The organism is Janthinobacterium sp. 78, assembly GCF_003096775.1.
In the GTDB taxonomy this organism is placed as follows: Bacteria; Pseudomonadota; Gammaproteobacteria; order Burkholderiales; family Burkholderiaceae_D; genus Janthinobacterium; species Janthinobacterium tructae.
On the sequence record NZ_QENT01000001.1, the window covers coordinates 4,708,755 to 4,733,835 of the forward strand.

A 25,081-nucleotide genomic window follows, 5' to 3' on the forward strand; every position below is an offset into this window, starting at 1 on the left:
TCAACCTAAGTTTTTAAGAATCCAGCTACTACCATTATCGGCAAGTACCAGCACGCGATCGCACTCGAACTCGTCTTGTTCATTACTGTGACCCGGCATACTCTGGATCACGACCTCGCCCGCCTTGCGCAACTCGGCGATTTTTTCCTTCAATTCTGGCGCGCTGCCCCACGGCGCGCGGATCGAATGCTTCCGTTCCGCGGTCGGCAACAGGCGCGCCAGTTCGCGCAAATCGAGCGAGAAGCCGGTCGCGGGACGAGCCCGGCCGAACGCTTCGCCGACGTGGTCATAACGGCCGCCGCGCGCAACCGCGTTCGGCAAGCCAGGTACATACAGCGCAAACATCGCGCCGCTTTCATATTGGTAGCCGCGCAGGTCGGCCAGGTCGATCGCCACTTCGGCGCGGCCTAAAGCGGAACCGGCCAGCGCGGCCAGCTCGGCCAGCGCTTTGAGCACGCCCGGCAGCGGCGGCAGCACTTCGCGCGCACGCGCCAGCACGTCGATGTCACCGTACAGGTTCGGCAAGGCCAGCAAAGCATCGCGCGTGACGGGATCGTAGGCGGCAGTCAGCGCACGCAGGCCCGGCGCATCTTTCGCGCGCAGCAAGGTGTACAGCGCAGCCTCGTCGCGCACGGCAGCGGCGTCTTGCGCAATGATAGCGCGCAACAGGCCGACGTGCGACAAATCCAGGCGGACGGAGTCGAAACCGGCCAGTGCCAGCGAAGCGAGCGCCAGTTCCTGGATCTCGGCATCGGCTTCCAGGCCGGCGTGGCCATAGATTTCGGCGCCGATCTGCAGCGGTTCGCGGGTGGCATGCAGACCCGACGGACGGGTATGCAGCACGCTGCCGGCGTAGCACAGGCGGGTCACGGTGGCACGGTTCAGCAGGTGCGCGTCGATGCGCGCCACTTGCGTCGTCATGTCGGCACGCAGGCCGAGCATGCGGCCCGACAGCTGGTCGACCAGTTTAAAGGTGCGCAGGTCGGTATCCTTGCCAGCGCCGGTCATCAGCGATTCCAGATACTCGAGCAGCGGCGGCATCACCAGTTCATATCCGTACAAACGGAAATTATCCAGCATGAGGCGGCGCAGCTCTTCGATCTTGCGCGCTTCCGACGGCAGAACATCGGCAATATTTTCGGGCAAAAGCCAATTCGGCATGAGGGAGCGAGATACGGAAGAAAGTTGAAAAAATGCATCATGCGAGGCAGCGGCGAGCGCGCCAGGCAAGAGGCCGAACCTGATATTTTACGCGAAAACACGGGCCTTTAGGGACAAGTTCTCCGAATAGCTGCCACACAGCCCTAAAAACACCGCATTTTACGCCTTCCCGCAACAGCCTGGGCGCACCAAAAAAAACGGGGCCGGCATTGACGCCGGCCCCGCTGCTGCTGCCACCCGTCCTTGCGGCCAGGTGCAGTCTCGATGCTGCCTTACTTCCTGGATGGAGCGGCCGTGCCGTTACCCTTGAAGTACTTGAAGAATTCCGAACTCGGATCGACCACCATCACATCGCCCTTGTCCTTGAACGTGGCACGGTAGGCTTCCAGGCTACGATAAAACTTGTAGAACTCCGGATTCCGGCCAAACGCTTCCGCATACACCTGCGACGCCTTGGCATCACCCTCGCCGCGGATCTTCTCGGCTTCGCGGTAGGCTTCGGCCAGGATCACCGTGCGCTGCTTGTCGGCGTCGGCGCGGATCTTCTCGGAGTCGGCCGAACCGGTCGAACGCAGCTCGTTGGCCACGCGCACGCGCTCGGACTTCATGCGTTCGTACACGGAGTTATTGATCTGCTCGACGTAATCGACGCGTTTCAGGCGCACGTCGACGATGCCCACGCCGATGGCCTCGGCCTCGGCCGCCACCTTGGCCTTGATCGCCTGCATCACCTTGCCACGCTCGCCCGAGATCACTTCGCGCACCGTGCGCTTGGTGATTTCATCGTTCAGGGCGGCCTTGACGATTTGCGACATGCGGTTGCGGGCGCGGCTTTCATCGCCGCCGAAGCTGCGGAAATAGGTCTTCGGATTGACGATGCGCCACTTCACATACGCGTCGACGAGAATGTTCTTCTTCTCGGCCGTGATGAAGCGTTCCGGCTCCGGCGTGTCGAGCGTCAGGATGCGCTTGTCCAGGTAGATGACGTTCTGGAACGGCGGCGGCAGCTTGAAATACAGGCCAGGCTTGCTGATCTCGTCCTTGACTTCACCGAGGGCGAAGACGATGGCGTATTTACGCTGATCGACGACAAACACGGTCGAGGACAAGAGCATGATCGCGATAAAGCCCGCGATCAGGGCGGCAACGATACGGTTCATTAGCGGCTCTCCCGTTCACGCGAAGAGCGGCTGTCACGGCGCTGATTGACTTCTACTGTCGGCATGGCTTCCTGTGGCAAAACGGTGTTGGCTGCGGGTGTCGCGGCAGCACGGGCGGCGGCATCGGTGGCAGCCGTCTGGGCGATCAGCTTGTCGAGCGGCAGATACAGCAGATTGCTACCCGTCTTGGCATCAACCATGACCTTGCTGGCACTGCTGAACACTTGCTGCATCGTTTCCAGGTACATGCGGTCGCGCGTGACGGCCGGCGCCTTCTGGTACTCGACCAGCACCTGCTTGAAGCGCGACGCATTACCTTCGGAGTTCTCGGTCACCATGGCCCGGTAGGCCTCGGCTTCCTGCACCAGGCGGAATGCTGCGCCGCGTGCTTTTGGAATGACGTCATTGGCGTAAGCCTGGCCTTCATTCTTCTGGCGCTCACGGTCCTGGCCTGCCTTGACGGCATCGTCGAAGGCGGCTTGCACCTGCTCCGGCGGCTGCACGGCCTGCATCGTCACGTTGTTGATCAACACGCCAGCCTTGTAATCTTCAAGAATCTGCTGCATCAATTTCTGCGTGTCGAAGGCCACTTTTTCGCGGCCTTCATACAGCACGAAGTCCATCTTGCTGCGACCGACCACTTCGCGGATCGCCGTCTCGGCGACCTGGCGCAAGGTGTCTTCCTGGTCGCGCAGGCTGAACAGCCATTCCACGGGATCTTTCAAGGTGTACTGCACCGCGAACTGGATATCGATGATGTTTTCATCGTCCGTCAGCATCAGCGACTCGCTGGCCTGCTTGTTGCGCAGCGACGTGCGATACCCGACTTCCACCGTGCGCACCTGCGACACGTTGACGGTTTCATCGGTCTGGAACGGATACGGCCAGCGCCAGTTGAGACCGGCCGGCGCCGTGCGCGTGTATTGGCCAAACGTCAGCACCACGCCGCTCTGGCCCTCTTGCACGATGAAGGCGCCGCTGGCGAGCCAGATGAAGACGGCGATCACGCCGACCACGCCGGCGGTGATGCCGGCGCCCTTCATGTCGGGACGCGGGCCGCCGCCGCCGTTGTTATTGCCGCCGTTGTCGGGACGGTTCTTCTGTCCGAAAAAGGCGTTCAGGCGCTGATTGAAATCGCGCCACAACTGATCGAGGTCCGGCGGACCTTCGCCGGGCTTTTTGCCTTCTTGGGCTTTCTTGCCGTCGTCCTTGCGATTGCCCCAGCGGGGATCGTTCAGGGACAACTTCAAGCCTGTTTTTTTGAGTAGGGAGACAAGCATAACTATCGTGTTCCGACTTGGGAGTGGGTGGAAATCGTATCGTCCTCGCCAGGCTCTTCGTCCTGGTCCGGGGCGGCGCCATCGTGCTGGTCGTACTGACCGTCCAACTGATCTTCCTGCGGTGCTGCGTCGTTCTGATACAGGTGCGCCGAACGAGGCGCCTTCCTGGCCATCTCGACAATTGCATCGCGCAGCAGGTCGAGCCCGCTGCCCTTCTGCGCACTCACGAACACGCGACTGATCGTAGCATATTCGTCGCGCTCCACCGAAGGTTCCAGCCCGGCTGCGTCGATCTTGTTCCACACGAGGATTTGCGGAATGTGATCGGCGCCGATCTCTTTCAAGACCAGGTTGACCTGCTCGATCTGCTCCATGCGTACCGGCGACGCAGCGTCGACGACATGCAGCAGCAAATCGGCATGAATGGTTTCTTCGAGCGTGGCGCGGAATGCGGCCACCAGCTGATGCGGCAATTCGCGCACGAAGCCGACCGTGTCCGAGATCACCACATTGCCCACTTCCTGGCCCAGGTAAACCCGGCGCGAGGTGGTATCGAGCGTGGCGAACAACTGGTCGGCGACATACACGCCGGCCTTGGTCACGGCATTGAACAGGGTCGACTTGCCGGCATTGGTATAGCCGACCAGGGACACCGAGAATGTGTGATTGCGGCCGCGCGCGCGGCGCTGCGTTTCGCGCTGCTTGTGCAGCTTTTCCAGGCGCGCGCGCAAGGCCTTGACACGGTCGCCGATCAGCCGGCGGTCGGTCTCGAGCTGCGTCTCGCCGGGACCGCGCAAACCGATACCGCCCTTTTGCCGCTCAAGGTGGGTCCAGCCGCGGATCAGGCGCGTGGCCAGATGCTGCAGCTGGGCCAGCTCGACTTGCAGCTTGCCCTCGTGGCTCTTGGCGCGCTGCGCAAAGATGTCGAGGATCAGGCTGGTACGGTCGAGCACACGCACATTCAGGCGCTTTTCCAGATTGCGCTGCTGTGCGGGCGAAAGAGCGTGATTGAAGATGACGATTTCCAGGCCATCGTTGACGACGATGTCGCCAATTTCATCGGCCTTGCCGCTGCCGACGAAATATGCGGAATCGGGGCTCGAACGCTTGGCCGTGATGGTGGAAATCGGGTCCGCGCCAGCCGAACGCGACAACAGCATGAGTTCTTCCATGCTGGCGGCGAAGTCGCTGTGACCGAAGTCAACCCCGACTAGTACGGCGCGCATGATGGCATCAGACAAGTTGCGGCGGACGCCGACGCCGATGCAAACGCATCAGCGCCGCTGGCGCGGACGGAGGCGATGGAGGGTGAAAGGCGCTGGGCCTTCAAGCTCAACGCTTTACTCCGCTTCAGATTCAATATTGAGATTGACGGCACGGGCCGGCACCACTGTCGAGATGGCATGCTTGTACACCATCTGTGTCACCGTATTGCGCAGCAATACGACATATTGATCGAATGATTCGATATGGCCCTGCAATTTAATGCCATTGACCAGGTAGATCGAGACAGGAACATGCTCTTTGCGTAATGCATTGAGGAATGGGTCTTGTAACAGTTGCCCTTTGTTGCTCATAACAGCTCCGTTGTTTATGTTGTTGTGTAAGAATTGGAGGCGACTCGCTTGATTTCAAGTGCTCTCACACCTTTCAAAGAAAGAAAGATGCGTCATAGCTACTGTAACCTGTTTTCGCGATCGCTGTCGCGCATGGCGCATTAACACTTTATTATTTCCGTGCAAACAGCCATGAATGGTTGTCGGCGCCGCATTATCTCTGCGGCGCCTTAATATGCACTTAATCCAGCGATGAACGCATTACTTGCTCGGCGTGCGTGCAAACGGGTTTTTACCCGTGCGCAGTTCGATGCGCAGCGGCGTGCCGACCAGCGCAAACGTATCGCGGAAATGTTTTTCCAGATAGCGTTTGTACGGATCGCCGACGGCGTCGAGCGCATTGCCGTGAATCACGATCACCGGCGGGTTCATGCCGCCCTGGTGGGCGTAGCGCAGCTTCGGACGGATCGAGCCCTTGCGGCGCGGCTCCTGCTTCTCCACGGCCTCGATCAGGGCGCGTGTCAGCTTCGGCGTCGACAGGTCGCACATGGCGGCTGCATACGCGGCGTTGAGCGACTTCATCAATGGAGCGATGTTGGTGCCCTTCAGCGCCGAAATGAAATGCATCTGCGCGAACGACAGGAAATCGAGCTTGCGGTCGATATCGATCTTGATTTCGTCGCGTTCGTGCGATTGCAAGCCATCCCATTTGTTCACGGCCACCACCAGCGCGCGGCCCGATTCCAGGATGAAGCCGGCGATATGCGCGTCTTGCTCGGAAATATCCTGCTGCGCGTCGAGCATCAGCACGACCACGTTGGCTTCGGAAATCGATTGCAGGGTTTTCACCACCGAGAATTTCTCGATCGCTTCAAATACCTTGCCACGGCGGCGGATACCGGCCGTGTCGATCAGCGTGTATTGCTGGCCATCGCGCTCGAACGGAATCTCGATCGAGTCGCGCGTCGTGCCCGGCATGTCGAAGGCGATCACGCGCTCTTCGCCCAGCAGCGTGTTAATCAAGGTCGACTTGCCCACGTTTGGACGGCCGACGAGGGCGATCTTAATGCCGCGGTCGGTCTTTTCCAGCTCTTCAGGCTCATCCGGACGCTGCGCGAACGCCAGGTCCAGCATCACTTCGACGAGGTCGTTGACGCCGTCGCCGTGCGCCGACGAGATCGCATACGGATCGCCCATGCCCAATTCATAGAATTCGGACACGACGGCCGTATAGCGCATGCCTTCGCTTTTGTTCACCACCAGCAAGACCGGGCGACCGCTCTTGCGCAGGAAGTCAACGATGGTCTTGTCATGCGGGGTCAGGCCTTGACGGCCGTCCACGATGAACACCACCACGTCGGCCTCGGCCACGGCCTGCTTGGTCTGCAGTGCCATCTGGTGCATGATGCCTTCCTTGGCGACGGGTTCGAAACCACCCGTATCGATGACCAGGAAGGGACGTTCGCCGACACGGCCTTCGCCATAGTGACGATCGCGCGTCAACCCAGGCAAATCCGCCACCAGCGCATCGCGCGAGCGGGTCAGACGATTGAATAAAGTCGATTTCCCAACATTGGGTCGACCTACTAGTGCAATTACCGGCTTCATTGTATTACTCGACCGCGAGAGCGGTCACTGTCCCTGATTGGGTTTGAAAAATCAAATTCGAACCGGCAACAACGGGAGCCGAAACAATCGGGCTTCCATCGGTACTGACACGACCTATTAATGCGCCATCTTCCCGTGACAGGAAGTGGATATAACCTTGATAGTCACCGACGGCGACGCTGCGGCCGAAAGAGGCCGGCGTCGACAGGCGGCGGCGCGCCAGCGCCTCATTCTTCCAGGCGCTCTGGCCACCTTCGCGGCTGAACGCCACTACGGCACCCTGGCCGTCGGCGGCAAACACGAAACGCTGGTCGACGGCCACGCCCACATCGGACGAGAACGGCTTGGTCCAGCGCGGCACGCCCGTGGCGGCATCGAAACAGCCTGCCTTGCCCTGGTACGTGACGGCGCACACTTCACCTTCGAACACCACCGGCGTGCCGGCGATGTCGGAGACACGCTCCAGTTCAGTAGCGCCGCGCGGTTCGCTGACGACGATCTCCCAGCGTACCACACCGGTGGCCGCCGTCAGTGCCAGCAGCTTGCCGCCCGGCTGGGCCACGTACACATTCGCACCGCCCAGCACCATGCCCGGCGCATTGCGCAGAGTCAGTGCCGGCGTGGCGCGCTGCACCGTCCACTTGCGCTCGCCCGTCCTGGCATCGAAGCCGACGATGCGGTTATCCACGCTGCGCACCACGACCACGCCCTGCCCCACGACGGGTGCCGTCAAGACTTCGCTGGACGCCTGTGCCTTCCACAACTGCTTGCCATCGGCGTCAAACGCCAGCACGGCGCCCTTGGCGGCGCCCACGGCCACCACGCTGCCATCGCTGCCGGCGCTCGACGTGATGTCGCTGCCGGCCTTGACGCGCCAGGTTTCACGGCCGCTGGCCGCATCCAGGCGCGCCAGCGCGCCATCGGCATTGACCACGTACAGGCTGTTGCCGGCCAGCGCAGGCGTAAACGCGTACACGCCGGCCTTGCCGATCGAATACTTCCAGGCGTCGCGCACGGCAATGCTCGATTTTAACTCGACCAGCTTGGCCGGTTCGACTTTCGGGTCTTTCGAGGCGAACGGATTCCAGGACGAGCAACCGGCCATCAGGGCCAACAGACTTGCAGCTACCAGCTTTTCAGTGACACGCATAAGTGTTATCCAACCTTTTTCTTGTACTTGTAAGGGCAAGGCAGGCGGCGGGTACGCCGCGCAGCAAAACCATCAGTGTTCCTGTCAGGCGGCGGCCTTGTCAGCCTTGGCCTTGTCTTCCGGTACCGTACCGCCGATCGCTTCCAGTTTGACCTGGATCAGTTGACGGCCTGGATTGTTCTTGTCCGTCGCGGCTATCGCGGCCAGGTAGGCCGTGCGGGCATCGGCCAACTTGTTTTGCGCCACCAGGATGTCGCCCTTGCGGTCGGCCACGGCGCCGGCAAATTGCGCCACGGAAGCCGTCGCCAGCACTTTCAACGCTTCATCGTAGGCTTTTTCGTCCAGCAAGACACCGGCCAGGCGCAGCTTGGCGATGACCTTGTACTCTTCCGTGCCATGCTCGGCTACCCATTGCAGCTGGGTCTTGGCCGTTTTCAGGTCATTCGCATCGAACGCCACCTTGGCCGCGGCCAGGGCGCTCATCTGCGCATATGCCGTGCCGCCGAAACGCGACTGCATGTCGCCGGCCGCGCGCATTACCTTGGCCGTGTCCTTGGCGGCGATGGCGTTTTGCAGTTCGTCGTACAGCTGGCCCGCTTGCGCAGCCTGCGTGCGCTGGTAGTACTGCCAGCCAGCCCAGCCGCTATAGCCTGCCAGCGCCACGATCAGGACCCAGGAGGTCAGATTGCCATTGCGCTGCCACCAGGCCTTCAGGGTTGCCAGTTGTTCTTGTTCTTCGTGATCGTATGCCATGGGTCGTCAGTTTTAATGAGTAGTTGATCGAGGGTAGTACGGTCTTACTTCAAATCAATGGTGGTGATGCACGTGGCCGCCAGGACCGTGGTCGTGGCCGCAATCGTGGTCGCCGATGATCTGGTCCACCACGTAATCGACGACATCGTCGAACGGTACCGTGTTTTGCTGCGCGCCGGCATCGGCTTCGCGCATTGCTTTCACCGTGGCGACATTGTTGGCGATTTCATCGTCGCCCATGATCACGGCAAACGCCGCGCCGCTGGCATCGGCCTTTTTCATTTGCGTCTTGAAGCTGCCGCCGCCGTTGCTCGCTGCGCAATGTAGCACAACGTCGAGGCCCGCATCGCGAATCCGCTCGGCCAGCACGAAAGCTTGCAAGCCGGCCTGCTCGCCCTGGTGCACCAGATACACGTCGCACTGGGCCGGCGCTTCCGGCTCAGCCGCATCCTTCATCAGCAGCACCAGGCGCTCGACGCCCATGCCGAAACCGACGGCTGGCGTCGATTTGCCACCGAACATTTCCACCATGCCGTCATAGCGGCCACCGGCGCACACCGTGCCTTGCGCGCCCAGCTTGTCGCTGACCCACTCGAACACCGTGCGGTTGTAGTAATCGAGGCCGCGCACCAGACGTGGATTGATGGTGAACGGGATATTGTTGTGGTTCAAGATCTTCTGCACGCCATGGAAGTGGGCCAGCGATTCTTCGCCCAGGTACTCGAGCAGCTTCGGCGCGCCATTGACCAGGTCCTGCATGGCAGGGTTCTTGGTGTCGAGGATGCGCAGCGGATTGCTGTGCAGGCGGCGCTTGGCTTCTTCGTCGAGCAGCTCGCTGTGGCTTTCCAGGTAGGCGATCAGGTCGGCGCGGTGGCGCAGGCGCTCGTCCGCGTCGCCGATCGAGTTCAGTTCCAGGCGGATGCCTTCCAGGCCCAGGTCATCCCACAGGCGGCGGGTCATCATGATCAGCTCGGCGTCGATGTCCGGACCCGTAAAGCCGATGGCTTCCGCGCCGAACTGGTGGAACTGGCGATAGCGGCCCTTTTGCGGGCGCTCATGGCGGAACATCTGGCCTTTGTACCACAGGCGTTTCGGACCTTCGTAGACGAGGTTGTGTTCGACCACGGCGCGCACCACGCCGGCCGTGCCTTCAGGACGCAGGGTCAGATTGTCGCCGTTCATCGAATCGGTGAACGAGTACATTTCCTTTTCCACGATATCGGTCACGGCGCCGATGGCGCGCGCGAACAATTTCGTTTCTTCCACGATCGGCGTGCGGATCTGCTGGAAGCCGTAGCTTTGCAGCACGGATTGCGCCGTATTTTCAAACAATTCCCACAGCGGGGCGTCGGCGGGCAGCACGTCATTCATGCCTTTGACGGCGGTGATTTTATCGAGCTTTTTATTTTCGGACATAGTGTTCTTCTTTGCTTTATTATCGGATCAGGTTCAGACGGCAACCGTGTTTCCATAGTGACTCTGTACATACTTCAAGACGATGTCCTGGAATTCCTCGACGATGCGTTCGCCGCGCAGGGTGACGACTTTTTCGCCATCGACAAACACGGGCGCGGCCGGCGACTCGCCCGTGCCGGGCAGGCTGATGCCGATGTTCGCATGCTTCGATTCGCCGGGGCCGTTGACGATGCAGCCCATGACGGCCACGTTCATCGCTTCCACGCCCGGATACGCTATCTTCCATTCCGGCATCTGCTCGCGCAGATACGTCTGAATGTTGTCGGCCAGTTCCTGGAAAGTGGTCGACGTGGTGCGGCCACAGCCCGGACAGGCGATCACCATCGGCGCGAACTTGCGCAAGCCCATGGTTTGCAAAATTTCCTGGCCGACAATCACTTCGCGCGTGCGGTCGCCGCCCGGTTCAGGCGTGAGCGAGATGCGGATGGTGTCGCCGATGCCCTCTTGCAGCAGCACGGACAGCGCCGCGGTGGACGCCACGATACCCTTGCTGCCCATGCCCGCTTCTGTCAGGCCCAGATGCAGCGGATAGTCGCAACGCTGCGCCAGCTCGCGGTACACGGCGATCAGGTCTTGCACGCCAGAAACCTTGCACGACAAGATGATCTTGTCGCGGCCCAGGCCCAGCTCTTCGGCGCGCACGGCGTTTTCAATCGCCGACGTCACCAGCGCTTCATACATGACGGCTTGCGCCGGCCATGGGTCGGCGCGGCCCGCGTTTTCATCCATGATGCGCGCCAGCAAGGCTTGATCCAGGCTGCCCCAGTTCACGCCGATGCGCACCGGCTTGTCGTACTTGCAAGCCGCTTCGATCATTTGTGCAAATTGCGTGTCACGCTTGGCGCCCTTGCCCACGTTGCCCGGATTGATGCGGTACTTCGACAGCGCGCGCGCGCAATCGGGGTAGTCGTTGAGCAGGGTGTGGCCGTTATAGTGAAAATCGCCCACCAGCGGCACGTCGATGTCCATCTTGTCGAGCTGCTCGCGGATGTATGGCACGGCGGCGGCCGCTTCCGGCCGGTCCACCGTCAGGCGCACCAGTTCCGAACCGGCACGCGCCAGTTCCTTGATCTGGATCGCCGTGCCGATGGCGTCGGCCGTATCCGTGTTCGTCATCGACTGCACCACCACGGGGGCGTCGCCGCCCACCCAGATCTGGCGCTGGCCGTGCGCGATCAGCACCTTGCGGCTGTCGCGGCGGCCGGAAGGACCGGAGCCGATCGCTGTTTTCGAGGTAGCCATAAATATTATCTTCTGAGTTTGCTTGAACGGTTACTGCAATTATTTGATGCTGACACGGGAAATCGTGCCACCGGCAACGGTCGGCAGATCCAGTTTGGCACCGCGCAAGGTTGCCTGCACGGCACCCGGCTTGCCCACCACCAGGGTGGCCGGTCCCGCGATATCGAACGTTTCCGTGCTGCCTGCCTTGACCATGCGCGAAATCAGCGGCGTGCTGCCTGGGCGGCGGATTTCCACCCAGGAATCCTGCTCCACCTTCAACACCAGCGTATTCGCGCCCACGGCAGCGGCGGCCGGCGCGACGGCAGCCGTCGTCGCTGGCTCAACTGCTGGCGCGGCGACCGGCGCCGAAGCGACGGCAGAGGCAGGTGCGCCCGTCTGCGTATCGTTGCCTGGCGGCGGCGGGACGGAAATCAGGGGCACGGATGGCGTCTGCACGGGCGTCAAGTCCTGGCCCGGCTTGATCAGGGTCGTTTCCACGGGGCCCACGTCCGCATGCGCGCTTTCTTTCTCGGCGTGCGAGGACACCAGGCTGGCGGGTACATAGCCGAGCTTGTAAGCGCCAAAGGCGGCGGCCACGACGACGGCCACGGCGCCGGCGATCCAGAGCGGAGTCTGGTTCGACGAGCGCTGCGTCATCGACGGGAAGCGCGATTCGGAAAACGTGGCGGAAATTTCACGCCGCACGGGCGCGACAGCCGGGTCTTGCGCCGGCGCCGGATGGACTTCGATCATGGCCACCAGCGGCGCCGCGTCGAGCTTGACCACCTTGGCATAGGCGCGCACGAAACCGCGCACCACGGCCAGGTTCGGCAAGGCCGCCATGTCGCCCGCTTCCAGCGCGATCACCTGGCGTGGCGCCAGTTTGAGCTGGTCGGCCACCTGTTCCACCGGCCAGCCCAGCGCTTCGCGCTGCGCCTTCAACTGTGCGCCTGCCAACGCAAGATTGCCCTGGGGCTGCTGCTGAGGCGTTTCTGCCCACTCTGAATTCATTGGTATCCCTGTCTCACTCATCAAACGCCCCATTTTGATAAGCAGCATATTCGGGGGAGCCGGAATGGTGGTTGCGCAAATGCGCCCCCAGGCCAGCTTCCGCACCCGCATCCCCGAGCTTATGCTGCACCTTGATCCCGAGCCACAGCACATCGGCCGCCTGGCTCTCCATTGTCGCTACTTTACCGAGCCGCTCAAGGTAATGAGCCGCTTGCCGGTAGTCTTGCTGTTGGTAATACACGCGCACCAGGCCGGCATACGTGATGGCCGTACCAGGTGCGATGCGCTCCGCCTTGAGCCAGTAGCTGGCGGCGCGCGGGTAATCTTGCATGACCAGGCTGCACGCCGCCGCATTATGCAGCGCCAGTTCAGGCGTGCCATAGGCGACATCTTGCAATGCAGCATCAAAATACGTCAACGACTGCGCCGCGCGCCCGGTCTGGCACAGAAACAGGCCATAATTATTGCTCAACTCGGGATTGTGGGGCGCGAGGCGCAATGCGTAAAGAAAATCTTTTTCGGCAGCCACAGGTTGGCGCAGGGCAGCAAAAATCAGAGCGCGCATGCCGCGCACCTGGGCATTGTCCGGCACCAGCTGCACCGCCTGCTCCGCTTCGGCCAAGGCCACCACAAACTGGTCTTGCATATAATAGGCGCTTGCCAGCTGCAAACGCAAGGCGGCGCGCTGCTCGACAGATGCGGCTTGCTGCTTGTCCGCGGTGGAAGCACAGCCGGCCAGCAGCACGCCCAGGCTGACAACAGCCGCGGCAAGTGCGCCAGGATAAGCCATGCTTCCCCGCATCAGGAGCGGATCTCCACGATCTTGCCGAAATTGGCGCCGAATTTTTGCTGATACTCGGTCATCTTTTCCATGCGTTCCTGCACCCGCGTGCGGTCCTTGACTTCGCCGGCCAGCTGGCCGCAGGCCGCATCGATATCGTCGCCGCGCGTCTTGCGCACGGTGGTAATGATGCCGCCATCCATCAGCACCTGGGCAAACGCCTTGATGCGCGGGTTTTTCGAGCGGAACAGGCCCGACTCGGGAAACGGGTTGAATGGAATCAGGTTGAACTTGCAGTTCACGCCGAACTCGCGGTCTTGCACCAGCGCCAGCAGTTCGTGCGCGTGCTCGTCGCTGTCGTTGACGCCATCGAGCATGCAGTATTCAAACGTGATGAAGTCGCGTGGGGCGAATTCCAGGTAGCGCTTGCAGGCCGCCATCAATTCCTTCAGCGGGTATTTCTTGTTCAGTGGAATCAAACCATCGCGCAAGGCATCGTTCGAGGCGTGCAGCGAGACGGCCAGGGCCACCGGCACTTCCTGCGACAGCTTGTCCATCATCGGCACCACGCCCGAGGTCGACAGGGTCACGCGGCGGCGCGACAGGCCGTAGGCGTTGTCGTCGAGCATCAATTTCAGGGCCGTGACGGTCGGCTCAAAGTTCAGCAGCGGCTCGCCCATGCCCATCATCACCACGTTGGTGATCTGGCGCTCGCCTTTCGGGCCCGGCTCGATGCCCTTGGTGCGGCGCAATTCGAATTCCGCCATCCACAGCTGGCCGATGATTTCGCCAACGCTGAGGTTGCGGTTGAAGCCTTGCTTGCCCGTCGAGCAGAAACGGCAGTTCACGGCGCAGCCGGCCTGGGTCGAGATGCACAGGGTGCCGCGGTTTTCTTCCGGAATGAACACGGTTTCCACGGCATTGCCATTGCCCACGTCGACCAGCCACTTGCGCGTGCCGTCCGTCGACGTATGGTCGCTGATGATGGCCGGGGCGCGCACTTCGGCGCGCGTGGCCAGCTTGTCGCGCAGCGACTTGGCCAGGTCCGTCATGGCGTCGAAATCGGAAGCGCCGAACTGGTGTATCCAACGTTGCAATTGTTTCGCACGAAACGGTTTCTCTCCCAACTCGGCGCAGTAGGCGATGAGTTGCGCGGGATCGAGGTCCAGCAAGTTGGTGAGGGTCGTCGTATTCATGATCTTGTCTATTCTAAAAATCCGTCCCCGCGCGCATCAGGAGCGAAAACTCCACAGCGCAGCGGGAACAGGGGGTGATAAGTTATTTCACAGATAACGCCAGGAAATAACGTTATCTAAGGCAATTAAGCCTTCAGTTCTGGGAAGAAGTAAGCGATTTCCACTTGAGCAGCTTCGACAGCGTCGGAACCGTGTACGGCGTTAGCGTCGATCGAATCGGCGAAATCGGCGCGGATCGTGCCTTTTTCTGCTTTCTTCGGATCGGTCGCGCCCATCAGGTCACGGTGGGCCAGAACGGCGTTTTCGCCTTCCAGGGCCTGGATCATGACGGGACCGGAAACCATGAAGTCGACCAGATCTTTGAAGAAGCCGCGTTCTTTGTGCGCTGCGTAGAAACCTTCAGCTTGTTCGCGCGACAGTTGGGTCATGCGTGCTGCAACGATTTTCAGGCCAGCGTTTTCAAAACGGGTGTAAATTTGACCGATAACGTTTTTTGCAACTGCGTCTGGTTTGATGATCGACAGGGTGCGTTCGATTGCCATGTGTGAAAACTCCAATAAAAAGTAAGGTTTAAAACGGTAAATTGATAACTCAATCAACCTTTGATTTTACCATACTCCACCCCATATCACCCAGACAGGCAGGGGGCATGCTTCCCTGCCGCTTGAGTTTAATGAAATCTTAAGCTGCTTTTTTGGCAAATTCCGGCCCTCATGCTATCCTTGGGTAAAGCAGTAATTTGAATTGACAACACGGAGGCACTATGAATCAGAACATGCAACGCACCTTTGACCTGTCGGGGGGCATGCAGCAAGTCCGCCATCAGGTCTTGCGCAACACTTACTGGCTGCTGGCACTGTCCATGATACCGACCGTGCTGGGCGCCTTCATCGGCGTGCAAATGCACTTGCCGATGCTGACCGGCGGCATGGGTTTCATCATCTTCATGGTCGTCGCATTCGGCTTCATGTACGCGATCGAAAAAACCAAGAACTCGGGCCTGGGCGTTGCCGTCCTGCTGGGCTTTACCTTCTTCATGGGCCTGATGCTCACGCCACTGCTGACGCGCACGCTCGGCTACTCGAACGGCGGCATGCTGATCATGACGGCATTCGGCGGCACGGCCACCATCCTGGCCGTGATGGCGACCATCGCCACGGTATCGAAGCGCGACTTCTCGGCCATGGGCAAATGGCTGTTCGCCGGCGTGATCGTGCTGATCCTGGCATCGGTGGCGAACATCTTCCTGGGCCTGTCGGCACTGTCGATCGTGATCTCCATGGTCGCCATCGCCATCTTCTCGGCCTACATCCTGTATGACGTGCAGCAAATCATCAACGGCGGCGAGACCAACTACATCTCGGCCACCCTGCGCATCTACCTGGACGTGTACAACATCTTCACCAGCCTGCTGTCGCTTTTAGGTTTTGCAGGCGGCAGCCGCGACTAAGCGCTGCGCTTGAAACAGCAAAAAGCCGACCCTCGGGTCGGCTTTTTTACGTCTGTCGAACCTACTTGCTCTTCTCCGCCACCTCGCGCAGGCAGGCGCGGGCGCGGTCCAGGGTCGGGTTGTCGCGCTGGGCCGCATACACGGCGTAGGCGGAATGCGAGAATTCGGGCGCGTCGCGCACGCGGTGCAGGAGGCCCGCATCGAGGTAAGGTTGCGCGCTGCCGATGCGAAAGTAACTGGCGCCGCCCACTTCCAGCAGGTACACGAGGGCCAGCGGCCCCAGCGAAATCGAGACGGGCGGGCTGCCCAGCTCCGGATACGTCGCCTGGTGGTTGGCCGCGAAGCTGGACCCCCAGTCCACATACACATACGTATCGGCATGCATCTGCCCATCGGCGCGCGTGGTCACCATCACCAGTTTTTCCTCGGCCAGCAATTCGCTGGCCAGGCCCGGGCGCTGCGGCGGGTTGTACAGCACGGCCAGGTCGAGCGAGCCGTCGTGCACGGCGTCGAGCAGGCGCGCCGGGCTGTCGACTTCCGCGCGCAAGGCGATCTCGGGGCAGTCGCGGCTCATGCGTATGAGCCAGTCACCGAGCAGCGGCTGCCACAGGCTCAGTTCGCAGCCGATGCTGACGGCATCGTCGCGCCCCGGCGGCAAGGCCACCTGGTGGCGCGCCCGCTCCCACACCTGCACCATGGTGGCCGCATGGCGCATGAAGCGCTCGCCGGCCGAGGTCAGGCGCGCACCCGCCTTGTTGCGCACGAACAGCTGGCGTCCCAGTTGCCGCTCCAGGGTGCGGATGCGGGCGCTGACGGCCGTTTGCGTCACGTGCATGCGCTCGGCCGCCATGATGAAACTGCCGCATGAAGCCACTTCCAGGAAGGTACGCGCTTGATTGATATCCATCAAGCCATGATATCAGCTGCCGCGCATCTCAACTGACACGCTCGTAACCGCCCAGCACGCCCTGCTTCGACAAGACCCATTGCCACAGCTGCAAGTCGCGCGCGCGGAAGGCACCGGCGCAGGACAGCAGATAGTAGGACCACATGCGATGGAAGCGCTCGCCCAGCTGGGCGGAAAACTGCGGCCACGCCTGCTCAAAATTGGCGTGCCAGGCCATCAGGGTCTGGTCGTAGTCGGCGCCGAAGTTGTGCAGGTCTTCGGCCACAAACAGATCGTCGATGGCGTCGCCGATTTGCCCGATCGACGGCAAGTCGCCGTTCGGGAAGATGTATTTGTCGATCCACGGGTCGCACGCGGATTGGCGCTTGTTCTTGCCGATCGTGTGCAGCAGGAACAGGCCGTCGTCTTCCAGACAGCGGTGCGCCACTTCCATGAAGGTGCGGTGGTTCTTGTGTCCCACGTGCTCGAACATGCCGATGCTGACGATGCGATCGAATTTTTCATCGGTGTCGCGGTAATCCTGCAGGCGGAAGTCCAGCTTGTCCCCGCCCGGCATGCCGCGCGCGTACGCGACCTGCTCTTGCGAGATGGTCACGCCCACGCACTGCACCTGGTATTTTTCCGCCGCATAGCGCATGAAACTGCCCCAGCCGCAGCCGATGTCGAGCACGCGCATGCCCGGCTCCAGCCTGAGCTTGCGGCAAATCAGATCAAGCTTGGCTTCCTGCGCCTCGGCCAGGTTGCTGGCATCCTTCCAGTAGCCGCAGGTATAGGTCATGCGCGCATCGAGCATGGCCGCATAGAAGGCGTTGCCCAGGTCGTAGTGTTCCTTGCCCACCATCCACGCGCGGCGCTCCGTCTGCAAGTTGAACAGGCGCGCAGTCAGGGCGTGGAAGACCAGGCGCATCGGGCGCACGTCGTCGGCCACCCTGGCGCGCAACAGATGGCAAAAGAATTCGTCGAGCTGGCTCGCATCCCAGTCGCCATCCATGTACGCTTCGCCCAGGCCCAGGTTGCCGCTGGCGAAAGCCCGCTCGGGCACGCCCGGTTTGCGCAGCTGCATGTCCCAGGCGGCGCGCCCGTTCAGGTGGATGCCGGCCCTGGCCAGCAATTCGGCCGCTTCGCGCGTCAGCCGCGTGTCGAGCTGGAGTCCGGCGCTACCGGCCTGTGCTTGTTGCAACTGCATTGCTGCTTGTGTCGTTTGCTGCGTGTTCATGCCCTGCCGCCTCCAGATGGTTGTGGGTGCTGGCGCGCCGCACGTCTACTCGGAGGCCCGGCGGCGCACCAGCGATAAAATTATCTACCCCTCATCCGCATCTGGATAATGAAACATCATGGCCATTCATATCAAAATAATTGCCGCAAAATGATTTGAATAAATTATTTTGTGGAAATATCTTATACAAGATACCTACCGTAGCATGAAAAAAGCCGCCTGTACGGCGGCTGTTCGCGGCAAGTTCGCGCCGTCCGCACCACGATCAAAAGTCGTGATTCGATGGGTACTTGCTATAAAAATCGTTATCCCATTTGAAGTTGGTAAACGCCACGGTGAGGGAAATATCGAGCGCTTCGACAAAATGCCAGCAGCCGACGGGCAAAAACAGGATTTCGCCCGGCGCCAGCACGCATTCGCGCACCTGCACGTCGGCCATCAGCGGGTAGCGCCGCAGGTCGATATCGCGCCCGTCGACGGGGGTAAAACAGTGGCGCTGGTTGTACACGCGCGCCACTTCGCAGGCGGCCATGATGCGCAGCCGCTTGCGCCCTTTGACTTGTGCCATGAAGTTGTTCGTCAGGTCGTGGTGGAATGGCGTCACGGTGCCGGCCGGGCCGAACCACAGAAAACCCGTCGGGCCGCCACTCTGCTCCAGATACTCGGGCAGCTGGCCGATATCGTCCCACAGTTCGCGCAGCGCCTGCCGGTTTTGCGAATTGTTGTTCGCCGTCATATAGAAATCGTTGGTCGTGCCGCTGCTCTCGACCAGGCTGGCGTATTCGCCAAAGGCCATCTTGCGCTTGTGCGCCACGCTGTTCATTTCGTACTGGGCGTCCGCTTCGCGGCCGCATTGCACTTCCACTTCGCGCTGCGCGTAGTGTTCACGAAAATAGGCCGGACTCCATTTTCGGAGCGCCGGCCAGTCATCGAGCATGCCGGTGATGATCACGGGCTGGTTGGTGGAGTAGTACTCGTCGAGGAATTCCTGCGCCGTCAATTTCTCGCGGCGGGGTATCTCGGGTGGACGCAACTGGTTCAGCTTGCGCTGGATGTCGATCACCCAGTCGTGCTTGGCCAGCCGGTTCGACAGGCGCACGGCGCCGGCCAGGTAGGGACTCTGCAGCGCGAGCTCGATTTCGCGGCGCGCCAGGGGCTCGGCGATGCCGGCCTGTTGCAGCACCGGCATCAGCGCCGACGGATGACTGCCCAGCATGAGGTTTTCCGCGATCCAGCTGCGCCACTCGCGGCTCAGCTCCTGCTCCTGCCCCTGCTCCGGCTGCTGCTTCTGCTGCTTTGCTCCCAATGTCGATACGGCCGCCATTATCTGTCTCCTTTTTATGTGCATCAGCGGCCGGACAGCATGCACCGTCCGGCCGCGTCTTACGCTACATCAGCATTACCGCACCTTCCACACCTCCGTCGCCAGCACGCCATTCGCGTCGCCATCGAGTTCCCACGAGAACGCGCCGCGCAAGCCCTGGTCCTTGACATATTTCACCTTGGTGCCGATGACAGTCGGGTCGTCATAGCTCCACCACTGGCCGCCCGCCCCCGTGTACAGGTACAGCTGCCTGGTCACGGGATGGTAGTAGCGCGTACCGGTCTTGGCGACGAGGATTTTATAGTCCTCGATGCCCGACTCGTAAGTGCCTGGCGCCGTGCCCGTGGCCGCCTGGTACAGGCCATCGCCATTCGGTCCCGGCGCCACGCCCGTCCAGCCGCGGCCATAGAACGGTATACCCAGCAGCAGCTTGTCGCGCGGCACGCCGGCGGCAATCATGTACTGCACCGCCTTGTCGCCCACGTATTCGCGCGCCATACCCGTCGACGGATCGGCAGGGTCGGCAAACAGCTGGGCATTGAAGTTGGTGCTCGTTTCCCAGCCGCCGTGGAAGTCGTAGGTCATCAGGTTGATCCAATCCATGTACTGCGAGTACAGGGCCGGTTCCGTGTTGTCGATCTTGTCCTTGCCGGCACCGACGGCCGCCGTCAACAGGTAGCGCTTGCCGTTGGCGGCACCGAGCGCATCGAGCTGGCTGCGAAATTCCGCCATCAGCAAGGTGAAGTTGCGCTTGTCGTTCGGGCTGACCGTGTTGTACGGCTGGCCGCCGCCCACCGGATACTCCCAGTCGATGTCGATGCCGTCAAAAATATTCGCCGCCGCACCCGCGCCGCCGCGACCGCCCTGCACCGGCAAGTTGCCCTTGATGTAGATATCGATGCACGAGCGCACCATCTGCTTGCGCAGCGCATCCGTGGCCGAACCGACGGAGAAGTTCTTCGACCAGCTCCAGCCGCCCAGCGAGATGAACAGTTTGAGGTTCGGGTGCGCCGCCTTGAGTTTTCTCAGTTGCAGGAAGTTGCCCGACAACGGTGCGTCCCAAGGAATCGCCTGGCCGTCGACGGTGCGCTTCGGCGTGCGGATGTAGTCGGCCTCGGCATCGCCGCCCGTGCCCGCGTCCGGCGAATTCGGATTCGTCGCGCCCGGTTCCGTCTTGGTGATCATGGCGCATTCGTAGCCGCCGTTTTTCGGATAGATATTGCCGAAAGCGTAGTTGATGAAGGTCAGCTTGTCGGCCACGCCGCTGGAGTGCACGTTCGCCACTTCATAGTCGCGGCCATACACGCCCCACTGCGCGAAGTACGACCCCACTTCGCGGCCCGTTGGCGTTGGCGTTGGCGTTGGCGTTGGGGTCGGGGTCGGGGTCGGGGTAGGAGTTGGCGTCGGAGTGGGCGTTGGAGTCGGCGTGATGCTGCAGATCTCCTGACTGGTCCATGGCTTGCCCGTGCCGGCGGCGCCGCTGCTGGTCGACGGGTTGTCGCCCTGCGTCCAGTAGTTGGCACGGTAATTCGTGCCCGCATGGCTGACGGTGGCGCCCGCGCTGTAGGCCGTGCCCGCCACCCATGCCAGCGCGCAAGTGCCGCCGGTTGGCGTCGGCGTTGGCGTCGGGGTGGGTGTCGGGGTTGGATTTGGCGTCGGCGTCGGGGTGGGTGTCGGGGTGGGGGTGGGTGTCGGAGTCGGTGTCGGAGTCGGTGTCGGCGTAGTGCCGCCATCGCAGCTGCCGCCCGCGCTCCACAGGCTAGGCGTGGAAACGGGATTCCAACCGGAGCCCACGTGATCGGTCTGCGTCACCAGAGCCGTGTAGTTGGCGCCCAGGTAAGTGACCACCGTGCCGGCGTTATACGTGCCGCCCTCTTGCCATGGCACGCAGGCGACCACCGTGCTGGCCGCCAGCAATTGCGAGCCAGCCGGCGCGCCGGCGTCGCCGCCACCGCCGCATGCCGCCAGCACGCCACCACTGGCCAGACATACCATCATGTTCCTGATTGTTTTTTTGAGTATTAAATTTTCCACGCTGTCTCCTGTTCAGGTTTGCGGAAATACCACTCTGCTTCAATGAAAAGCTACCCTGTGATTTTGTTTTTTTGCAGTTGCAAGAACAGCATGCTGCTGAAAAAATAGGCGGTCAAGTGGTTTTGAAGTGGCCTCAGAGTAGGTAATACCACTTCGCGCAGAAAGCGCAGCGGCACAGGTAAACGGCGTGTTGTCCTACTGGACAATGAAAAAACGGCAGAGGGAGGATGCAAAAAGACGCTGAATGGGGAAGAGACAGACCAGTTTTATAACACGATGTAACTGGTATTGGGGGAGCTTGCTGCGTCATTGAATACAGCGGCGGCGGGTGCCTGCCTGGCCACCCGCCGTGTCAAGCAGACTTATTGAGGCAAATCAAACACTGCCATCGACTCTACGTGCGAGGTGTGCGGGAACATGTTCACCACGCCCGCCTTGCTCAGCACATAGCCCGCTTCCAGCGCCAGGATGCCGGCGTCGCGCGCCAGGGTCGACGGGCTGCACGAGACGTAGACGATGCGTTTCGGCAGCAGGTCGGGACGCACTTGCGACAGGCCGACCAATGCCTGGCACAGGGCCATGGCGCCATCGCGCGGCGGGTCGACCAGGATGCGGTCGAATTTGCCCAGCGCGATCAGGTCGTCCGTCGTCACTTCGAACAGGTTGCGCGTCGAGAACGAGGTTTTTTCCGCCAGGCCGTTGGCCAGCGCGTTTTCCAGCGCCCGCTCCGTCAGCGTGGTGCTGCCTTCGATGCCCACCACTGCGCTGCCTTGCGTGGCCAGCGGCAAGGTGAAATTGCCAAGGCCGCAGAACAGGTCGGCCACGCGGTCCGTCGGCTGCACTTCCAGCAAACGCAGGGCTTTCGATACCAGCACGCGATTGATATGGTGGTTCACCTGCGTGAAATCGACAGGCTTGAACGGCATCTTGACGCCGAATTCCGGCAGCAGGTAGTGCAACTGCTTGTCCAGCGGATAGAACGGCACGGCCGTTTCCGGCCCTTTCACCTGCAGCCACCATTGCACGCCGTATTCGTCGGCAAAGGCCTTCAATTTCGTTTCGTCGTCCGCCGTCAATGGCGCCATGATGCGCAAGACCATGGCCGTGACGTCTTCGCCCACGGCCAGCTCGATCTGCGGCATCTGGTCGAAGATCGACAGCGAGCCGATCAGCGCGCGCAGCGGCAGCAGCATGGCGGAGATATGCGGCGGCAGGATTTCGCAGCTATCCATGTCGGCAACGAAAGCCGATTTCTTTTCATGGAAGCCCACCAGCACGGCGTCCTTCTTCTTGACGTGGCGCACGGACAGGCGCGCGCGGTAGCGGTAGCCCCACGTCGGGCCATACATGGGGCGCATGATGCTTTGCGGACGCACCTTGCCGATATGCCACAAGTTGTCTTCCAGCACGCGCTGCTTGATCGCCACCTGCGCCGACGGTTCCAGGTGCTGCATCGAGCAGCCGCCGCAGTTATCGAAATGCTTGCACTTGGGTGTCACGCGCATGGACGATTCACGGTGCAGCACCGTCATGCGGGCCATTTCCCAGTTTTTCTTTTTCTTGTACGTCACAAAGCTGACGCGCTCGCCCGGCAATGCGCCTTCGACAAACACGACCTTGCCCGGCGAGCCGTCTTCGTTCTCAATATGGCCAACGCCACGGGCGTCCATGTCGAGCGATTTGATTTCGATGATATTTTCTTGCATAGCGATCAATAGGTAAGAGTGGGCCAGGACGCAGGGCCGCGCTGGAACTTGAAAGAATGGGGGAAAGGTCAGGCGCCGCGAGCGGGGCGTATGATAGCAGATGCGGCCCCGGAAATGCCGGGACCGGGCGTCTTACAATAACGAGTCGCGCACCACGCCGCGTGCCGCCATGGCGCGCTTCAACTTAATCAGCGCTTCCTGCTGGATCTGGCGCACGCGCTCGCGCGTCACGCCCATTTCTTCGGCCAGGGTTTCCAGGGTAGCCGGATCGTCGTTGTCCAGACCGAAACGGCGCATGATGACCACGCGCTGCTTGTCGGGCAGCTTGGTCAGCCAGTCGCGCACCAGCACCGTCATTTCATGGTGTTCCGCGCGCGCGTCGGGGCTGTCTTCGCTGGCGCCCGGCAGCATGTCCATCAGCGACGATTGCGGATCGTTGTCGAGCGGCGCGTCGAGCGAAGTCGCGTGCTCGGACAGGGCCAGGATATCCTGCACCTCTTCCACGGGACGGCCCACCAGGTGGGCGATGTCTTCCGCAGTGGCATCCTTGCCGTCGTGATGCTGGGCTTCCAGGTGGTATTTGCCGCGCAGGATCTGGTTCAGTTCGCGCACCATGTGCACGGGCAGGCGCACCGTGCGCGCCTGGTTCATGATGGCCCGCTCGATGCTCTGGCGTATCCACCAGGTGGCATACGTGGAAAAACGGAACCCGCGTTCAGGCTCGAACTTGTCGATGGCGCGCATCAGGCCGATATTGCCCTCCTCGATCATGTCGAGCAAGACCACGCCGCGGTTGATGTAATGCTTGGCGATCGACACGACCAGGCGCAGATTATGCTCGATCATGGTTTGCCGGGCTTCAAAATTGCCCTGCTTGGCGAGGGTGGCGTAATGCACCTCTTGCGGCGCCGTCAGCAATGGCCGCGTGCCGATCTGGTTCAGATAGTGCTGCGTGGTATCGGTCGACAGCTCGGCCGCCAGCACTTTTTTCAGTTCATCGACACTTTCGACCAGCACGCTGACGCTGGCCACCTCGCCGCCCTCGGCCGCGTCGACGGCATCCATGCCGTCGAGTTCGCCGGCCTCGTCCGTCACGACTTCGTCTGCCCCGTCTTCCGGCAGTTCCGGCTCATCGTCCAGCTGATCGTGCGGCGCGTGTGTCATTGCTTTACCTAACGGTTAGGCAGGAATTTCGAAGGGTCGACAGGCTTGCCCTGCTGGCGGATTTCAAAGTGCAGCTTCACGCGGTCGGCATCGGAATCGCCCATTTCGGCGATGGCCTGGCCTTTGTTGACGTTCTGCCCTTCCTTCACCAGGATGCTGCGGTTATGCGCATAAGCCGACAACAGACTATTACTGTGCTTCACGATGACAAGATTACCATAACCACGGATTCCGCTCCCGGCATACATGACTTTTCCCGCGCCGGCCGCCACCACCTGCTGGCCCGCCTTGCCGGCGATGTCGACGCCCTTGTTCTTGCCTTCGTCGAAAGTGCCGATGACCTTGCCTTCGGAAGGCCACATCCAGCTGATCTTCTCGTCGCCAGGCGCCGCTGCCGCAGGGGCTGCCGCGGCGGCCGGTGCGGCGGCGACAGTTGCTGCCGGTGCCGGCGCAGGCTTGACGTCGCTGGTGCCGCCATCGGCGCGCAGCTCGGCCAGGGTGGCGTCCGAATACGCGCGCTTCTCGCCGCGCGGACCCGATTTCTTCGGCACGACAGGCGCGGCCGGCTTGATCTCCGTCACCGGCGGCATGACGATGGCCGATGTTTGCGCGCCGCCCGTGTCGCCATTCGGCGGCAGCACGCGCAATACCTGGTCGACCTTGATGTCGTTCGGGTTGCTCAAGTCATTCCAGGCCACCAGGTCGCGGTAATTCTGGCCGTGTTCCAGAGCGATGCGCAACAGGGTGTCGCCGCGCTTGACCGTGTAGTAAGCCGGGTCGCGGTCGCGCGGATCGCTGGCGGCGGCGCTGCTGCTCGATGGATGGCGCTCCACGACGGGCGCCTGGACGCCCGTGGTGCCACAACCGCTCAACAGCGCGGCCAAGGTGATGCTACATAGAAGTATGTTACTTTTCTTAATCATT

At 61.5% G+C, this 25,081-nt stretch carries 22 protein-coding genes; 1 reads left to right on the top strand and 21 read right to left on the bottom strand.

Annotation, left to right across the window (positions count from 1 at the left end):
- The 14 genes from C8C92_RS20805 to ndk form a co-directional block, all read right to left on the bottom strand.
- Window positions 1–1,161: an ATP phosphoribosyltransferase regulatory subunit gene (locus C8C92_RS20805; protein ID WP_071076284.1), complete on the bottom strand. Its 1,161-nt coding sequence runs from the start codon at window positions 1,159–1,161 to the stop codon at window positions 1–3.
- 272 nt (window positions 1,162–1,433) lie between these two features.
- On the bottom strand, window positions 1,434–2,321 hold the full coding sequence (hflC, locus tag C8C92_RS20810; protein WP_058051202.1) for a protease modulator HflC: 888 nt from the start codon (window positions 2,319–2,321) through the stop codon (window positions 1,434–1,436).
- Complete coding sequence (gene hflK / locus C8C92_RS20815; protein WP_116745125.1) at window positions 2,321–3,601, bottom strand: FtsH protease activity modulator HflK; 1,281 nt, start codon at window positions 3,599–3,601, stop codon at window positions 2,321–2,323. Before hflK ends, hflC begins: the two co-directional genes overlap by 1 nt.
- Window positions 3,602–3,603: 2 nt before the next feature.
- Window positions 3,604–4,827, bottom strand: coding sequence for a GTPase HflX (hflX, locus tag C8C92_RS20820; RefSeq protein ID WP_099764492.1), 1,224 nt, complete (start codon window positions 4,825–4,827; stop codon window positions 3,604–3,606).
- Window positions 4,828–4,941: 114 nt separating this feature from the next.
- Window positions 4,942–5,178, bottom strand: a complete 237-nt coding sequence (gene hfq / locus C8C92_RS20825) for an RNA chaperone Hfq (RefSeq protein ID WP_008450615.1) — start codon at window positions 5,176–5,178, stop codon at window positions 4,942–4,944.
- Between the two features lie 240 nt (window positions 5,179–5,418).
- Complete coding sequence (der, locus tag C8C92_RS20830; protein WP_010399874.1) at window positions 5,419–6,765, bottom strand: ribosome biogenesis GTPase Der; 1,347 nt, start codon at window positions 6,763–6,765, stop codon at window positions 5,419–5,421.
- A gap of 4 nt (window positions 6,766–6,769) precedes the next feature.
- Entirely contained in the window at window positions 6,770–7,915 is a 1,146-nt protein-coding gene (gene bamB / locus C8C92_RS20835; RefSeq protein ID WP_116745126.1) for an outer membrane protein assembly factor BamB, read from the bottom strand.
- An 84-nt stretch (window positions 7,916–7,999) separates the two neighbouring features.
- Window positions 8,000–8,668 (bottom strand): tetratricopeptide repeat protein, encoded by a 669-nt coding sequence (locus C8C92_RS20840; protein ID WP_071076280.1) that lies wholly within the window; start codon window positions 8,666–8,668, stop codon window positions 8,000–8,002.
- Between the two features lie 54 nt (window positions 8,669–8,722).
- Window positions 8,723–10,084 carry a histidine--tRNA ligase gene (hisS, locus tag C8C92_RS20845; RefSeq protein WP_100873867.1) on the bottom strand — a complete coding sequence of 454 codons (1,362 nt, stop codon included), beginning with the start codon at window positions 10,082–10,084 and terminating at the stop codon, window positions 8,723–8,725.
- Window positions 10,085–10,117: 33 nt separating this feature from the next.
- A complete protein-coding gene (ispG, locus tag C8C92_RS20850) occupies window positions 10,118–11,386 on the bottom strand; it encodes a flavodoxin-dependent (E)-4-hydroxy-3-methylbut-2-enyl-diphosphate synthase (protein ID WP_116745127.1) in 1,269 nt (422 codons plus the stop codon).
- Window positions 11,387–11,425: 39 nt separating this feature from the next.
- Entirely contained in the window at window positions 11,426–12,325 is a 900-nt protein-coding gene (locus C8C92_RS20855) for a helix-turn-helix domain-containing protein (protein WP_347708477.1), read from the bottom strand.
- Between the two features lie 67 nt (window positions 12,326–12,392).
- Window positions 12,393–13,169: a type IV pilus biogenesis/stability protein PilW gene (gene pilW, locus C8C92_RS20860; RefSeq protein WP_165829513.1), complete on the bottom strand. Its 777-nt coding sequence runs from the start codon at window positions 13,167–13,169 to the stop codon at window positions 12,393–12,395.
- Window positions 13,170–13,180: 11 nt separating this feature from the next.
- Window positions 13,181–14,356: a 23S rRNA (adenine(2503)-C(2))-methyltransferase RlmN gene (gene rlmN / locus C8C92_RS20865; RefSeq protein WP_071076956.1), complete on the bottom strand. Its 1,176-nt coding sequence runs from the start codon at window positions 14,354–14,356 to the stop codon at window positions 13,181–13,183.
- Window positions 14,357–14,481: 125 nt separating this feature from the next.
- The gene (ndk, locus tag C8C92_RS20870; RefSeq protein ID WP_071076275.1) at window positions 14,482–14,898 is read right to left on the bottom strand and encodes a nucleoside-diphosphate kinase; all 417 of its coding nucleotides are present in this window, start codon (window positions 14,896–14,898) and stop codon (window positions 14,482–14,484) included.
- Window positions 14,899–15,119: 221 nt separating this feature from the next.
- On the opposite strand from ndk, the gene C8C92_RS20875 reads away from it, so the two are divergent.
- Window positions 15,120–15,806 carry a Bax inhibitor-1/YccA family protein gene (locus tag C8C92_RS20875; protein ID WP_116745129.1) on the top strand — a complete coding sequence of 229 codons (687 nt, stop codon included), beginning with the start codon at window positions 15,120–15,122 and terminating at the stop codon, window positions 15,804–15,806.
- A gap of 61 nt (window positions 15,807–15,867) precedes the next feature.
- Here the strand turns inward: C8C92_RS20875 and C8C92_RS20880 are convergent, their stop codons facing one another.
- The 7 genes from C8C92_RS20880 to C8C92_RS20910 all read right to left on the bottom strand — a co-directional run bounded on the left by C8C92_RS20880 (window position 15,868) and on the right by C8C92_RS20910 (window position 25,080).
- Window positions 15,868–16,713: a LysR family transcriptional regulator gene (locus C8C92_RS20880; RefSeq protein WP_116745130.1), complete on the bottom strand. Its 846-nt coding sequence runs from the start codon at window positions 16,711–16,713 to the stop codon at window positions 15,868–15,870.
- 28 nt (window positions 16,714–16,741) lie between these two features.
- The gene (gene cfa, locus C8C92_RS20885) at window positions 16,742–17,929 is read right to left on the bottom strand and encodes a cyclopropane fatty acyl phospholipid synthase (protein ID WP_099762959.1); all 1,188 of its coding nucleotides are present in this window, start codon (window positions 17,927–17,929) and stop codon (window positions 16,742–16,744) included.
- Window positions 17,930–18,194: 265 nt separating this feature from the next.
- Window positions 18,195–19,253 carry a cupin-like domain-containing protein gene (locus C8C92_RS20890; protein WP_116745131.1) on the bottom strand — a complete coding sequence of 353 codons (1,059 nt, stop codon included), beginning with the start codon at window positions 19,251–19,253 and terminating at the stop codon, window positions 18,195–18,197.
- 75 nt (window positions 19,254–19,328) lie between these two features.
- A complete protein-coding gene (locus tag C8C92_RS20895; RefSeq protein ID WP_243420310.1) occupies window positions 19,329–21,251 on the bottom strand; it encodes a glycosyl hydrolase family 18 protein in 1,923 nt (640 codons plus the stop codon).
- 398 nt (window positions 21,252–21,649) lie between these two features.
- Complete coding sequence (rlmD, locus tag C8C92_RS20900) at window positions 21,650–22,993, bottom strand: 23S rRNA (uracil(1939)-C(5))-methyltransferase RlmD (RefSeq protein ID WP_116745132.1); 1,344 nt, start codon at window positions 22,991–22,993, stop codon at window positions 21,650–21,652.
- A gap of 132 nt (window positions 22,994–23,125) precedes the next feature.
- A complete protein-coding gene (gene rpoS / locus C8C92_RS20905) occupies window positions 23,126–24,157 on the bottom strand; it encodes an RNA polymerase sigma factor RpoS (protein ID WP_116745133.1) in 1,032 nt (343 codons plus the stop codon).
- A gap of 8 nt (window positions 24,158–24,165) precedes the next feature.
- Window positions 24,166–25,080, bottom strand: coding sequence for a peptidoglycan DD-metalloendopeptidase family protein (locus tag C8C92_RS20910; RefSeq protein WP_116745134.1), 915 nt, complete (start codon window positions 25,078–25,080; stop codon window positions 24,166–24,168).
- Between the last annotated feature and the right edge of the window lies 1 nt (window position 25,081).

Bases quoted from the DNA above. Each gene is read 5' to 3' on its own strand.
- rlmD (WP_116745132.1), bottom strand. From the start codon at position 22,993: ATGCAAGAAAATATCATCGAAATCAAATCGCTCGACATGGACGCCCGT.
- rlmN (WP_071076956.1), bottom strand. From the start codon at position 14,356: ATGAATACGACGACCCTCACCAACTTGCTGGACCTCGATCCCGCGCAA.
- hisS (WP_100873867.1), bottom strand. From the start codon at position 10,084: ATGTCCGAAAATAAAAAGCTCGATAAAATCACCGCCGTCAAAGGCATG.
- der (WP_010399874.1), bottom strand. From the start codon at position 6,765: ATGAAGCCGGTAATTGCACTAGTAGGTCGACCCAATGTTGGGAAATCG.
- ispG (WP_116745127.1), bottom strand. From the start codon at position 11,386: ATGGCTACCTCGAAAACAGCGATCGGCTCCGGTCCTTCCGGCCGCCGC.
- C8C92_RS20875 (WP_116745129.1), top strand. From the start codon at position 15,120: ATGAATCAGAACATGCAACGCACCTTTGACCTGTCGGGGGGCATGCAG.
- cfa (WP_099762959.1), bottom strand. From the start codon at position 17,929: ATGAACACGCAGCAAACGACACAAGCAGCAATGCAGTTGCAACAAGCA.
- pilW (WP_165829513.1), bottom strand. From the start codon at position 13,169: ATGGCTTATCCTGGCGCACTTGCCGCGGCTGTTGTCAGCCTGGGCGTG.
- C8C92_RS20805 (WP_071076284.1), bottom strand. From the start codon at position 1,161: ATGCCGAATTGGCTTTTGCCCGAAAATATTGCCGATGTTCTGCCGTCG.
- hfq (WP_008450615.1), bottom strand. From the start codon at position 5,178: ATGAGCAACAAAGGGCAACTGTTACAAGACCCATTCCTCAATGCATTA.
- C8C92_RS20910 (WP_116745134.1), bottom strand. From the start codon at position 25,080: ATGATTAAGAAAAGTAACATACTTCTATGTAGCATCACCTTGGCCGCG.
- C8C92_RS20890 (WP_116745131.1), bottom strand. From the start codon at position 19,253: ATGGCGGCCGTATCGACATTGGGAGCAAAGCAGCAGAAGCAGCAGCCG.
- bamB (WP_116745126.1), bottom strand. From the start codon at position 7,915: ATGCGTGTCACTGAAAAGCTGGTAGCTGCAAGTCTGTTGGCCCTGATG.
- rpoS (WP_116745133.1), bottom strand. From the start codon at position 24,157: ATGACACACGCGCCGCACGATCAGCTGGACGATGAGCCGGAACTGCCG.
- C8C92_RS20880 (WP_116745130.1), bottom strand. From the start codon at position 16,713: ATGGATATCAATCAAGCGCGTACCTTCCTGGAAGTGGCTTCATGCGGC.
- hflK (WP_116745125.1), bottom strand. From the start codon at position 3,601: ATGCTTGTCTCCCTACTCAAAAAAACAGGCTTGAAGTTGTCCCTGAAC.
- hflC (WP_058051202.1), bottom strand. From the start codon at position 2,321: ATGAACCGTATCGTTGCCGCCCTGATCGCGGGCTTTATCGCGATCATG.
- C8C92_RS20895 (WP_243420310.1), bottom strand. From the start codon at position 21,251: ATGATGGTATGTCTGGCCAGTGGTGGCGTGCTGGCGGCATGCGGCGGT.
- ndk (WP_071076275.1), bottom strand. From the start codon at position 14,898: ATGGCAATCGAACGCACCCTGTCGATCATCAAACCAGACGCAGTTGCA.
- hflX (WP_099764492.1), bottom strand. From the start codon at position 4,827: ATGCGCGCCGTACTAGTCGGGGTTGACTTCGGTCACAGCGACTTCGCC.
- C8C92_RS20840 (WP_071076280.1), bottom strand. From the start codon at position 8,668: ATGGCATACGATCACGAAGAACAAGAACAACTGGCAACCCTGAAGGCC.